Annotated in this window: 9 protein-coding genes; 6 read left to right on the top strand and 3 right to left on the bottom strand. The window is 66.7% G+C overall.

What is annotated here, in order from left to right; translation table 11 throughout:
* The first annotated feature begins 124 nt into the window (after positions 1–124).
* From AMK25_RS25660 to AMK25_RS25645, 4 genes are read left to right on the top strand one after another with little or no spacing between them, the layout of a single operon-like run.
* Complete coding sequence (locus AMK25_RS25660; protein ID WP_073830955.1) at positions 125–3,616, top strand: DEAD/DEAH box helicase family protein; 3,492 nt, start codon at positions 125–127, stop codon at positions 3,614–3,616.
* Positions 3,613–5,106, top strand: coding sequence for a restriction endonuclease subunit S (locus AMK25_RS31655; RefSeq protein ID WP_083664826.1), 1,494 nt, complete (start codon positions 3,613–3,615; stop codon positions 5,104–5,106). Before AMK25_RS25660 ends, AMK25_RS31655 begins: the two co-directional genes overlap by 4 nt.
* 5 nt (positions 5,107–5,111) lie before the next feature.
* Complete coding sequence (locus AMK25_RS25650) at positions 5,112–6,584, top strand: type I restriction-modification system subunit M (protein WP_073830953.1); 1,473 nt, start codon at positions 5,112–5,114, stop codon at positions 6,582–6,584.
* Positions 6,585–6,628: 44 nt separating this feature from the next.
* Positions 6,629–8,875 carry a GmrSD restriction endonuclease domain-containing protein gene (locus AMK25_RS25645; protein WP_073830952.1) on the top strand — a complete coding sequence of 749 codons (2,247 nt, stop codon included), beginning with the start codon at positions 6,629–6,631 and terminating at the stop codon, positions 8,873–8,875.
* A 419-nt stretch (positions 8,876–9,294) separates the two neighbouring features.
* On the opposite strand, the gene AMK25_RS25635 is transcribed toward AMK25_RS25645, so the two are convergent.
* Together AMK25_RS25635 and AMK25_RS32815 are read right to left on the bottom strand one after the other, a co-directional pair.
* Positions 9,295–9,534, bottom strand: coding sequence for a hypothetical protein (locus AMK25_RS25635; protein ID WP_073831037.1), 240 nt, complete (start codon positions 9,532–9,534; stop codon positions 9,295–9,297).
* A 26-nt stretch (positions 9,535–9,560) separates the two neighbouring features.
* Positions 9,561–9,908 carry a hypothetical protein gene (locus tag AMK25_RS32815; RefSeq protein ID WP_241826490.1) on the bottom strand — a complete coding sequence of 116 codons (348 nt, stop codon included), beginning with the start codon at positions 9,906–9,908 and terminating at the stop codon, positions 9,561–9,563.
* A 124-nt stretch (positions 9,909–10,032) separates the two neighbouring features.
* Between AMK25_RS32815 and AMK25_RS25625 the strand changes: the two genes are divergently transcribed.
* Both AMK25_RS25625 and AMK25_RS25620 read left to right on the top strand, forming a co-directional pair.
* A complete protein-coding gene (locus tag AMK25_RS25625; protein WP_073830950.1) occupies positions 10,033–10,800 on the top strand; it encodes a DUF5753 domain-containing protein in 768 nt (255 codons plus the stop codon).
* The gene (locus AMK25_RS25620) at positions 10,797–10,997 is read left to right on the top strand and encodes a DUF397 domain-containing protein (RefSeq protein WP_083664827.1); all 201 of its coding nucleotides are present in this window, start codon (positions 10,797–10,799) and stop codon (positions 10,995–10,997) included. Before AMK25_RS25625 ends, AMK25_RS25620 begins: the two co-directional genes overlap by 4 nt.
* Positions 10,998–11,290: 293 nt before the next feature.
* Here the strand turns inward: AMK25_RS25620 and AMK25_RS25615 are convergent, their stop codons facing one another.
* Complete coding sequence (locus tag AMK25_RS25615) at positions 11,291–12,700, bottom strand: alkaline phosphatase PhoX (protein WP_073830948.1); 1,410 nt, start codon at positions 12,698–12,700, stop codon at positions 11,291–11,293.
* Between the last annotated feature and the right edge of the window lie 94 nt (positions 12,701–12,794).

Here is a 12,794-nt window from a genome sequence, read left to right as displayed (position 1 = left end):
GACGGCAACAAGGGGCTCAGCGCGTTCTGTCGGATACCTGATTCCGGCGTTTGATTGTGCTGCGGAAAGCATCGATCGTTTCTATCCTGACGTGTTCATTCCCCGGTGACGCGTGTGGAGAGCTGTGGATCAGCGACAGGTACGACGGCTGGCGGAGCAGTCCGCCAACTTCGGCTTCCTCAAGGATCATCCGCTCCTGGTCTGGTACGGCGCCGGAGCCGAGCTGCTCGTCTACGTCGACGCGCAGGCGGCGATGTTCAAGATCCGCGCCTTCGGCGACGAGCTGGCGAAGGATCTGGTGCGCCGCACCGACGCCCGGCCGCAGTCGGAGAAGTTCTTCCACCGCGTGCAGGCGCTCCAGGCCAACGGCACGCTCGTCCCGGAGATCTACCGCGCGTTCGATCGGCTTCGTGACCAGGGCAACCGCGCCGTACACGATCATCTGGGTGAGGTGCGCGCGGCGCTGGAGCTGCTGCGGACCTGCTTCGAGCTGGGCGTCTGGTTCCACCGCGCGCTGACGGGCGACCGCTCGCCGATCGGCTTCGTCCCGCCCACGCCGCCTCCCCAGCAGGTGCCCCAGAGCGTCGCCGACGCGCTCGCGGCCGAGCTTGAGCGCTACAAGAACGAGCTGGCGCAGACCAAGCTGCTGCTCGACGGCAAGCTGTCCCTGGTGCAGGCCCAGGCCGACGCGCAGGCGGCGGCGGAACAGGCGGTCCGCGCGGCGAGCGCCCGCCAGGGCGAGGCCGCCGCCCTGGTGGCGAGCCTGGAGCCGGCGGCGCACGAGGCGCAGCGGGCCGCCGAGCAGCGGAAGCCGGAACGTGTCTCCGCCGCCCGGCGGGAGGAGTTCATCGCCCGTGCCCGCCGCGCCTCCCACGAACCGCTCAACGAGGTGCAGACCCGGGCCGAGATCGACAGGCAGTTGCGGGCCGCCGGCTGGGTGGTGCAGGACGAGAACCAGATCAACCTGTTCGCGGCCACCGGCGTCGCCGTCCGCGAGGTGACGCTCGCCACCGGCCGCGCCGACTACCTGCTCTACGTGGACCAGCGACTTGTCGGGGTGATCGAGGCGAAGCGGGAGGGCACCGCCCCGCGCGGAGTCGAGGCGCAGCTCGACCGCTACCTGAGCGGGCTCACCCCGGCGCAGAAGCTCAGCGCCTGGCGGCGGGACGAGCCGTTGCCGTTCGGGTACGTCGCCACCGGCACGGAGACCGCCTTCGTCAACCGGCTGGACCCGTTCCCGCGTACCCGGGAGGTCTTCGCCTTCCACCAGCCGGCGACCCTCGCCCGGTGGATGCGGGAGGCCGACGACGATCCGGCCGTGCCGACGCTGCGGGCCCGGCTGCGGCGGATGCCGGCGCTGGACCGGCTGGGTCTGCGACCCGCGCAGGTCGATGCCGTCGCAGGGCTGGAACGGTCGCTTGCTGAGGACCGCCCGCGAGCGCTGATCCAGATGGCGACCGGTGCGGGCAAGACCTTCACCGCGGTGACCGCCAGCTACCGGCTGCTCAAGCACGCCCGCGCCGCCCGGATCCTCTTCCTGGTCGACCGCAACAACCTCGGCAAGCAGACGCTGCGCGAGTACGCCGGCTACCAGGCCCCCGACGACGGGCGGAAGTTCACCGACCTCTACAACGTCGACCGGCTCTCCGGCACCGGCATGCTCGACTCGTCCGCCGTGGTCATCTCCACCATCCAGCGCCTCTACGGCGCCCTGCGCGGCGTCGAGCTGCCCGACGTCGACCTGGACGACCGCGACTACGACAGCTACGACCTGGACGAGCCGGCCGAGGTGACCTACAACCCGCAGCTCCCGCCGGAGACGTTCGACCTGATCGTGGTGGACGAGTGCCACCGTTCGATCTACGGCAAGTGGCGGGCGGTCATCGAGTACTTCGACGCGTTCGTGGTGGGGCTGACCGCCACGCCGGTCAAGCAGACGCTCGGCTTCTTCCAGCAGAACCTGGTGTCCGAGTACACCTACGAGCAGGCCGTCGCCGACGGGGTCAATGTCGACTTCGACGTCTACCGGATCAAGACGGAGATCACCGAGAGCGGTGCGGACATCGAGGCCGGCACCGTCGTGCCGCTGCGGGACCGGCGGACCCGCGCCGAGCGTTACCAGGAGCTGGAGGACGACTTCACGTACGGCGGCAGCCAGGTCGGCCGGTCGGTGATCTCGAAGGGCCAGCTCAAGCTGGTGCTGGAGACGTTCCGAGACAAGCTCTTCGAGGAGATCTTCCCGGGCCGCTCGACAGTGCCGAAGACGCTGATCTTCGCGCGGGACGACAACCACGCCGAGGAGATCGTGCAGATGGTCCGGCTCGTGTTCGGCCGGGGCAACGACTTCGTCAAAAAGATCACGTACGCCTCGCGCCGCGAGGGCGAGAACCCGGACACACTGATCCAGGCGTTCCGCAACAGCCCCGAGCTGCGGATCGCGGTGACCGTGGACATGATCGCCACCGGCACCGACGTCCGGCCGCTGGAGTGCGTCTTCTTCCTGCGCCCGGTGCGCAGCTCCACCTACTTCGAGCAGATGAAGGGGCGCGGCGCCCGAACCATCGACGCCGCCGACTTCCAGGCCGTCACGCCCGATGCCGAGGTCAAGGACCGCTTCGTCATCGTCGACGCGGTCGGCGTCACCGAGGCCGACCTGGACGAGGCGGTCCCGCTGCAACGCCACACCGAACGCCAGATCTCGCTGCGCGACCTGCTTCGCAAGGCCGGCACCCTGACCGCCGACGCCGACGAGGTGGCCACGCTCGCCTCACGGCTGTCCCGCCTCAACCAGCAGCTCACCGACGACGAACGGGCCGAACTGGCCGACCTTGCCGGGCAGCCGCTGTGGGACATCGTGCGTGGGCTCACCGACGCGGTGGCCCCGGAACAGCTCAACCCGGCCACCCAAGCCGGCCCGGCAGCGGTGCGGGACCTGCTTGCCGGCGCGCTGCGCCCGCTCGCCGCGAACCCGCCGCTGCGGGAACGCATCCTGGAGATCCGCCGGGCACACGACATCACCATCGACGAGGTGAACGCCGACCGCCTGATCTCGGCGCAGGGAGTGCCGGCCGAGGAACGCGCCCAGGTCACCGTCAAGAGCTGGCACGACTACCTGGAGGAGCACCGCGACGAGATCACCGCTTTGCAGGTCTTCTACGAGGGCCGGGGCCGAGTCGGCTACGAGCAGCTCAAGGAACTGGCCGCGCGGATCGCCCGGCCGCCGCAGGCGTGGACGCCCGAGTCGCTGTGGAAGTCGTACGTGCTGCTCGGGCGCACCGCCGAGGCTCCCGGCAACCGGGGCATCACTGATCTTGTCAGCCTCGTGCGGTATGAGTTGGGGCTGGACCAGGAGCTGCGCCCGTACCGCAGCCTGGTCGAGGAACGCTTCCGTGGGTGGCTGCTGCGACAGGAGCAGGCGGGCGCTACGTTCACTGCCGATCAGGCGTGGTGGCTGGAGAGGATCAAGGACGTGATAGCGGTCAGCGTGGAAATCAGCCCGGACGACCTGGAGGGCGCACCGTTCACCGAGCGGGGCGGTATCGACGGGTACGCGGGAGCGTTCGGCGAACGCGCCGAACCCCTGCTGACCGAGCTGAACGAGGAGCTGTCCGCGTGACGGAGCTTCCGGTGGGGTGGACGGAGGTGACCCTCGGGGAGGTCGCCGACTCAGTGAAGAACGGCATATTCGTGTCTCGACCCGGAGTCGAGCCGAACGGTGTGCCGGTCCTGCGTATCAGCGCGGTCCGGCCAGGCACGCTGCAACTAGATGACGTGCGCTACAGCGCAATGAGCGAGGAAGATCTGGCGGCTTCCGATTCGCTCCTAGCCCCCGGTGACTTGCTTTTCACTCGATACAACGGAAATGCTGATTACGTCGGAGCTTGTGCCCTAGTTCCGCCGATTGCTGCTGCTCTTACCTATCCTGACAAGCTTATCCGGGTAAGGGTTGACGCAAGAGTTGCTGACCCTGCATTTGTACTGTATGCCTTCCAGTCACCACTAGTGCGGGCGCGCGTGAGGAGAGTTGTACGCACGACCGCGGGCCAGTCTGGCATCTCAGGCGCCAGCTTGCGGGTCATCCGCATACCTCTGCCGCCGCTCGTCGAGCAAAAGCGCGTAATCGCTGCTCTTGAAGGCTCCCTTGCGCCGTGGGGGTCAGGGCTATCGCAGCTCCTCAGAAGCACCCGTCGAATTAGCCGTTTCCGTGACCAGGTGATGTTGCTCGCCGGTGTGGGTGGGTTGGGGAGCGCTGAACCGCGTGAACTGGCTGAGCCGCCCGAGTGGGCGGGGGTGCACGACGGCGAATTGCCGTCGATTCCTGATACTTGGCAATGGAAGCGGTTGGATGAGATCGCTGAGGTTGTCGGCGGGGTGACCAAGGACAGTAAGCGTCAATCCGACCCGGGATTTGTTGAGGTGCCGTACCTGCGGGTGGCGAACGTGCAACGGGCTCGCCTTGACTTGTCGGAAGTGGCACATATTAAGGTGTCACCGAAGAAGGCTGATCAACTGCGACTCGAACCGGGCGACGTGCTGCTGAATGAGGGTGGTGATCGGGACAAGCTGGGCCGTGGCTGGGTCTGGGAGGGGCAGTTGCCGAACTGCATTCACCAGAATCATGTCTTCCGTGCTCGTATAAAGGGCGATGTCCTCCATCCCAAACTGCTCGCCTGGCACGCTAACGGCTTCGGGCGACGTTGGTTTGAGGTCAACGGGCTTCAGAGCGTGAACCTGGCATCGATCAGTCTTGGCAAGATGAAGAAGTTCCCCGTTCCGATTCCGCCCAGACCGGAACAGGACCGCCTCGTCCAAGTGGCGGAAGAGTATCTGTCCTTGTTGGACAGCATGGAGAGCGCGGTGTCGTCGGCCCGAGAGAAGGCAACGCGCCTGCGTGCATCCCTGTTGACGGAAGCGTTTGCGGGGCGGCTCGTGCCGCAGGATCCAGACGACGAGCCGGCGTCAGAGTTGCTTGCCCGGATTCGGGCCGAGCGGGAAGCCGTTGCGCCGAAGCAGAAAGCACGCGCTACGCGTACCCGGAAACAGTTGGCGGCACCGCCGACCAGGGTGACCGGCGACAACTATCAGCAGGAGGCACTGCCGCTGTGAGCACTATGGATTCGCGCCGGCTGGTGCAGAAGCTGTGGAACTACTGCGACGTGCTGCGCGACGACGGCGTCTCGACCATTGACTACGTGGAGCAGTTAACCTATCTGCTGTTCCTCAAGATGGCCGACGAGCGGGCCCGTCGGCCGATGAGGCCCGAGAAGATCGTGCCCGACGAGCTGAGCTGGCAGACCCTGCTCGATGCTGAGGGTGACGCGCTGGAGGTGCAGTACCGGCACATCCTGACCGGGCTGGGTAAGGAGAGCGGCACCCTCGGCACCATCTTCCGCAAGGCGCAGAACAAGATCCAGGATCCCGCGAAGCTCAAGCGCCTGATCGTGGACCTGATCGACAAGGAGTCCTGGTCGGGCACCGGTGTCGACGTCAAGGGCGATGCCTACGAGGAACTGCTCGCCAAGGGGGCCGAGGACGCCAAGTCCGGCGCGGGGCAGTACTTCACCCCCCGCGCGCTGACCGCCGCGATGGTCGACTGCATGTTGCCCACGCCGGACGACACGATCACCGACCCGGCCTGCGGGACCGGAGGCTTCCTGCTCGCCGCCTACGAGCACATTCAGCGCCACCACGGCAGCGCTCTCACCCCCGACCAGCGGCGACGGCTCGCGCACAACGCGATCACCGGAACCGAGCTGGTCGACGGCACTGCCCGACTGGCTGCCATGAACATGCTGCTGCACGGCATCGGCACGCCGAACGGGCCGTCGCTCATCACGGTCGGGGACGCGCTCGGCAAGGAGCCAGCCAGGCGGGTGAGCCTGGTGCTGGCCAATCCGCCGTTCGGCCGCAGCTCCTCGATCCGGGTCGTCGGTGGGGACGGTCGGTCCAGCCGCGAGGAACGGGAGATCGAGCGGGGTGACTTCTGGGCTACCACCGCGAATAAGCAGCTCAACTTCGTCCAGCACATCGCCTCCCTGCTGGACATCGACGGCCGGGCCGCCGTCGTGCTTCCCGACAACGTGCTCTTCGAGGGCGGCGCGGGAGAGACCATCCGCCGCCGGCTGCTCAAGCAGTACGACCTGCACACCATGCTGCGGCTGCCCACCGGCATCTTCTACGCGGGCGGCGTCAAGGCCAACGTGCTCTTCTTCGAACGCAAGCGTGCCCGTGAGGAGCCGTGGACCCAAAAACTCTGGGTGTACGACTTCCGCACCAACCAGCACTTCACGCTCAAGCAGAACCCGCTGCGGCGTGAGCACCTCCAGGACTTCGTCGACCGCTACCTGCCGGGCAGGGACCGCGCCGAGCGGGAGGAGACCGAGCGCTTCCGCGCGTTCTCGTACGGCGAGTTGATCGCCAGGGACAAGGTGAACCTCGACATCACCTGGCTCAAGGACGCCTCACTGGAGGACGCCGACTCGCTACTGCCGCCCGAGGTGATCGCTCAGGAGATCGTCGACGACCTCCAGGCGGCTCTCGCGGAGTTCGCCGCCATCGCCGAGACCCTTGGGTCTAGAAGCTAGTCGCGGACTAGGGCAAGGCTGAGTGCATTGGGGAGGGTGATCGCATGCCGGAAGCGCCGATCCGTGGCGACGGCTTTACGATCCAGCAGCTGTTTAACCAGTTCCAGTTCCGGCTCGACCCCTACCAGCGGGAGTACAGCTGGGCCCGCGAAGACGTGAAGATGCTCATCGACGATTTGACCGGCCACTTCATTGAGGACTGGACTCCGGGCGACGATCGTCGTGAGGTTCGGCATTACCGCCCGTACTTTCTCGGGCCATTCGTCTACTACCGCGATGACGACCTCGCCGCCTTGGTCGACGGCCAGCAACGTATCACGACGCTTCACCTTCTATTGCTGCAGCTTCGCCGGCTTGCGATAGATGCTGACCGACCGGAGTATCAGAACGACCTCGCCGCCCTGGAACCCTTGATCGCTGGCACCTCGTACGGGGAGCGGGCCTATGCCATCCGCTCTGAGAAGCGAGCTCCTGTGCTGGAAGCGATCTATGAGGACAAGCCCTACGTGCCACCGGCTGATGCTGGGCCCTCGGTGGAGAACCTGTACAAGCGAAGCCAAGAGTTGTACGAGTTGCTCCCGGAGGCGATCCGGGATGAGGCGCTCCCACTCTTCATCCATTGGCTACTGAATCGGGTATGCCTCGTCGGCATCAATGCCAACGATCGCCGACAGGGCTGGGAGATCTTCGAGACTATGAATGATCGGGGCGTGCAACTCGGCCCCGCAGATCTTCTGAAAAGTTTCTTGCTTCGAAAGGCCAGCAACCGGGACAACCTGCCGCGACTCGGCGATGCATGGGGTCGCGTCCTGACTCGGATTGACAATCGCGCCCCTCAGGCGGCGGCCAAATTCTTGCAGTCGCTGTTGATCGGCCGTCATGCCCAAAACGAGGATGAGGCGGCGGACATCTCGGTGTCCTTTCACGGATGGGTGCAGGAGCACCACGCAAGCCGCATGGGCCTCATCAATGCACCGGACTTCGCTCGCTTCGTCGAACGTGACTTGGTTAAGCTATCGACCCGATATGCAACGCTGAAGGCGGCCTCTGCCACTCTCGAATCAGGTTTGGAACCGGTCTTCTGCAACGCAAAGAACGAAATTGACCAGATGCCATTTCTGATGGCGGCGATCGACCCGGACGACACAGAGGCTCAGTTCCGGGACAAGGCGTTCCTTGTCGCCGCCTATCTCGATTTGGTCTTCGTGCGTATGGCCGTCAACAACCGTCTTACTAAACTAGGCGGAGTCGAGGCGGATCGCATACCCGTCCTGCTCGACCTGCGGTCGACCCGAGACGTCGACGGTGTAGCCAAGGCACTTGGACGTCGGATCGCTCTGCTTGACGTCGATTTCACCGGGGTCAAGGGCTACGGTCTCCGTGCGGACAACCGGCCTCAGGTCAGATACCTGCTGGCCCGCTTGACTGCATTCGTGGAGACCGAGAGCGGTCGACCCAACGAGATGCCGCGATACTTGGACAAGGATGAACCCTTCGAGATCGAGCATATTTGGGCGAACAAGTTCGAGCGCCATCAGCCGGAGGTGAAGACGGAAGCGGCCTTCCGTGTCGCTCGAAACCGGGTGGGAGCGCTTCTGCTGCTAAGGAAGTCGCACAACGCAAGTTACCAGGATGCCCCGTACGAACAGAAAGTCGAGTGGTACCGCGGCCAGAACCATCTTGCCGCTTCGCTGCATGCGGCCACGCATCAGCGAAACAAGCCGTTTACGGCAGGGTTTATCAAAAAGCATGAATTGGGTCGGCTTTTCCGCCCAATGCCCAGTTTCGGTCGAACGGAGATTGAGGTCCGGCAGCAGCTCTACGAGCGGCTGTGTGAACTCATCTGGAACCCAGAAGATCTTGGCTTCATCCTGCCGCCCGGAATAAGAGCGACGGCTGTCGAAGCCAGCCAGGCGGAGCTGGCTATGCCTGTCCGGCAAGTGCCGTCCCGGGCCGCGAGGCGCACCCGCGCCCACTTCGGTGGTGTAACGGTCGCCCGACTTGTCGCCGCCGGTGCACTAACCGTGGGCGAGCAACTGCATCTGACCTACAAGCGGGTTTCGCACACGGCGCGAATTAACCAGGCGGGGAATATTCAGCTGGATAGCGGCGAGGTATTCGAATCCCCATCTCCTGCCGGTTCGACAGTCACCGGTAAGCCAACGATGAATGGCTGGAGCGCGTGGAAGGTGCGTCGGGGTGGCAACCTGACGCCTCTCTTCGATATTCGCGCGGATGCGTTAAGGCGAGGTCTCCTGGAGGAAATCGGCGAGGCGGAGGGCGTAAACTAACTCCACTGCTGTGAGTTTGAAGACCAATGACGTTGCCGCGAGCGACTTGAACGCTCCGTAGCTATGGCGGTTATGGACGACTGCGAAGGCCGCCGTAGTGGCCCGAGTTGGCAAGGGCCGGCGGCTTCCAATCAGGAATCGCCGGCCTTCGCGTTCTTGACGGTGCACGTCGCGCGGCAGACCCACGGTCTGTTGATCGCGAACATGCGCCACCCGGAGGAGTGGGTGTTGGCGACGGCAATCTCCCGTCCCCGCTGAGTTCGGCCCGGTGAACTCGCTGTCGATTGAGCTTATTGCGGGCTGGCGGGGACGCTTTGCCCTGCTCGGTCACGCGACAGGGCGTGAAATGCTTCCCGCGGGGGCGGCAACTTTTTTCGGCCCGTCGCGCGAGCACTTTAGGAGGTTTAGCGGGCTCGACCTCACGGCAACGGCGGCGAGCGCAAGGGCGCCCAGCCGACGAAGCGGGCGAACAGCGCTTGCGGGCTCGGGGCCTCGTGCGGGTTGAGGCGATGCAGCTCCTGAGCTGCGTCGTAAAGCTGCCCGCACAGATAGACCGACAGGGCGAGGCGGTCACCCGCGTACTCGGTCAGCAGCGCCAGCCGGGCCTCCGCGCACGGCCACGGGTGAGCGCAGCGCTTGCAGATCCAGAGTGGACGCATCGGTAGATGCGGACGGGTGCCGGTGCTCACGCCGGCACCTGTGGCCGGGCGGCGATCCGAACACGGTGCCCAATGGCCGCCCCCTGCCCGGCACCGGCATTAAGCCAGCGCAGCCCGGCGAGCCGCACGAACAGCTCTCGCTTGGCGACCGCGACGCCCTTGCCGTTCAACTCGTACGCCTCGATCCACGCCCAACCGTCGTACGGGTGGCGCTCGGCGATCTCCCGAATGACGCGCACCGTGATCGGGCGGCAGAACTGCACGCTCGCCGCGCGGCCGAGGCGCAGGAGGTCGCCCGCCTTGATCGGTCGAGTGTTTGTCGGCGCGGTCGGCGGTGCGCCGGCACGCCTCGCCTTCGGCCTGTCGTCGGGCATGGGTTCTCCCCCTTGGGATATCGGCGGCATCAACCTGTGCCCCACCTTGCCGACGGCTACCGGACCAATACACAGCGTTGTCGTATGGTGTCGGGGTGTCCTGGACGTCCATAGGGGAGGAAGGATGAATCACGCACTCCAGGTGGCGATGACCGAAGCTGGCGAAACGGCAGAGAGCCTCGCAGCTCAGACCGGTGTGGATCCGAAGACGGCGGCTCGTTGGATCTCTCCGGGACGCGTTCCGCAACCTCGCCGACGTGCGCAGGTGGCGGCGCTCCTCGGGCGGGACGTCGGGGACCTTTGGCCCGATGTCCTCAAGCGCCGTGAGCCGCCGTGGCTGCGTGAGTGGGTCGACTGGGAGCGGGACGCCGTGTCGATCCGCTGGTTCGAGCACACCTGGGTGCCCGGACTGTTGCAGACGGAGGCGTATGCGCGGGCCACGCTCAGGGGTGAGGCGCTGACCTCGGCGGAGATCGATGAGCTGGTCGCCTCGCGGCTCGAACGACAGGCGATCCTCCGTCGGGACCGCCCGCCCCTGGTCGTCGCGGTCATCTTCGAGGGTGTGCTGCATCAGTCGGCCTACGGCGACCGCGAGCTGATGCGAGAGCAGCTTGAGCACCTGCTCCGCTGCGCAGCCCTGCCCGGTGTGCAGCTACACCTCGTGCCGAGGGACATCGGCATGTATCCGGGGCTCGGTGGTGGCTTCATCCTCGCCGAACTGCCCACCGGCGAACATGTCGCGCACGTCGACAGTCAGGCGTCCGCGCAGCTCCTAAATGAGGCTGCGGCCATTGCTACGCTCAGCCGTAGATGGGAGCGCATCAGAGGCGACTCCCTTTCCCGAACCCAGTCACTAGACCTGATCAGGGAAGCGGCGAGAGCATGGACATGACCGGTGCGCGATGGCGCAAGAGCACAAAGAGCGGCAACAACGGCGGCTCCTGTGTCGAGGTTGCCGACAATCTCGCGGAGGTCGTACTGGTCCGGGACACTAAAGATCGAGCCGGGGGAACCTTGGCCTTCGAGCCAGCAGCATGGCAGCGCTTCGTCAGTCTGGCCAAGGTCATCGGCGCGAGCGAGCGCCGATGACACCAGCACCGACGCTGGCTGAGGATCTCGATGCTGAACTGGCCCGGAGAGGTATGGCCGTCTCTGCCCAGGGCTGCGCTCGCGCACGGAAGCAACGCGTTCAGGTGGAGCAGCAGTGGCCGCCCGGCCGCCGAGTGATGCTGCGCGAGCGTTCGCGTCAAGCAGCGCAGGAGATGTGGACCCAGCCCTGACTGCCGAGTTGATCTGATTGCTGAAGAGGCGCCGTCACGTCCACGTGTCGTTGTGGCGGCGGGCCGGCGGCCCCTCTCCGGGAACCGCCGGCCGGCGTCTTCTCAGCGGTGCCCGTTGCCCGGCCGCCCCCACGGCCCGGTGATCGCGAACACGTACCCCGGCGACTGGATGTTGGCGAACAGCGTCTTCCCGTCCGCGCTGAACGTCGGCCCGGTGAACTCGCTGTCGTTCAGCTCGTTGCGAGCCAGCGGGTACGCCTTGCCCTGCTCGGTGACGCCCACCAGGTGCGACACGCCCTCGCCGTCCTCGGCCAGGATCACCCCGCCGTACGGTGAGACGGTGATGTTGTCCGGCCCGTCGTAGTTGCCGTTGTCGGCCTCCGGGTCGGTGTTCACCCCGAAGATCGTCTTCAGCGTCACGGTCTGCCGGCGCGGGTCGTAGAACCACACCTGCCCGTCGTGCTCGTTGGCGCTGCCGTCGTCGTGCCGGGCGTAGCTGGCCACGAAGTACGCGCCGCCGTCGCCCCACCACGCGCCCTCCAGCTTGCGGCTGCGGGTCACCTCCGCGTCGGTGAACTGCTTGCGTACCGAGACGGTCCGAGCGTCGCGGTCCGGCACCTCGACCCACTGGACCCGGTAGCGGGTGCCGGGCGTGGTGGCCTCGGACAGGTCGGCCACGTGGTCGTCGCCGCGCAGGCAGCGCATCGCGGCGAGGCTGCCGGCGGTGTCGCCGTCGGGCCGCTGGGCGAGCGCCCGCAGCGCGCCCTTGCCGGCCCGGAAGCCGGGCGGCGGCGTCCACCGGAAGTACAGGCCGTTGGGCCCGCTCGCGTCCTCGGTCAGGTAGATCGAGTGCGTGTACGGGTCGACCGCGACCGCCTCGTGCGAGTAGCGCCCGAGGAACGTCAGCGGCACCGGGTCGGTGTTGGCGGACCGGTCGTGCGGGTCGACCTCGAAGACGTACCCGTGGTCCTTCAGATACCGCCCACCGGCCCGCTGCTCGGTCTCCTCGCAGGTCAGCCACGTGCCCCACGGGGTGATGCCACCGGCGCAGTTGTTGTGCGTGCCCGCCACGCTCACGTACTCGCGCAGCCGCCGCCCGTGCCGGTCCACCTCGATGGTGGTGGTGCCGCCGCGGGCGCCCGGGTCGTAGGTGAGACCTGCCAGCGCCGGCACCGGGTACGGCTCGTCGCCGCCGATCTCGTGGTTGTTCACCAGCACCGAGCCGCGCGGGCCGCGGAAGCAGCCGGTGCCGTCGGCGTCGCTCGGGGTGGGCTGCCCGGACTCCAGCAGCGTCGCGCCCGCCTGCGCGACCACCGTGTACGAGAAGCCGGGCGGCAGCGCCAGCAGACCGGCCGGGTCCGGCACCAGGTCGCCGTAGCCGACGGCGGGACGGCACGCGGGCCGGGCCGCGGCCGGGCCGGCGATCGCCTCCAGGCTGCCGGCCACCACGATGCCGAGCCCGCCGGCCACGCCGCCGCGCAGCACGGACCGTCGGGGAAGAGGTGAGGTCACGTCGTCGCCTTCCTGTGCGCACGATTGCCTGGAGGAAGGCAAGCGGGGCCGGGGGAACGGCGGGCGGCGCGCCCGCCCGCCGCCGGTGAACAGT

The sequence above is a fragment of the Micromonospora sp. TSRI0369 genome, assembly GCF_001905625.1.
Classification (GTDB): Bacteria; Actinomycetota; Actinomycetes; order Mycobacteriales; family Micromonosporaceae; genus Micromonospora; species Micromonospora echinospora_A.
Note: the sequence above shows the minus strand (reverse complement) of the source record. Positions and strands in the feature narration are given on the sequence as shown.

What these genes read in the sequence shown, in the direction of transcription:
- AMK25_RS25650 (WP_073830953.1), top strand. Translation starts at nt 5,112, where the DNA reads ATGGATTCGCGCCGGCTGGTGCAGAAGCTGTGGAACTACTGCGACGTG.
- AMK25_RS25645 (WP_073830952.1), top strand. Translation starts at nt 6,629, where the DNA reads ATGCCGGAAGCGCCGATCCGTGGCGACGGCTTTACGATCCAGCAGCTG.
- AMK25_RS25635 (WP_073831037.1), bottom strand. Translation starts at nt 9,534, where the DNA reads ATGCGTCCACTCTGGATCTGCAAGCGCTGCGCTCACCCGTGGCCGTGC.
- AMK25_RS32815 (WP_241826490.1), bottom strand. Translation starts at nt 9,908, where the DNA reads ATGCCCGACGACAGGCCGAAGGCGAGGCGTGCCGGCGCACCGCCGACC.
- AMK25_RS25625 (WP_073830950.1), top strand. Translation starts at nt 10,033, where the DNA reads ATGAATCACGCACTCCAGGTGGCGATGACCGAAGCTGGCGAAACGGCA.
- AMK25_RS25620 (WP_083664827.1), top strand. Translation starts at nt 10,797, where the DNA reads ATGACCGGTGCGCGATGGCGCAAGAGCACAAAGAGCGGCAACAACGGC.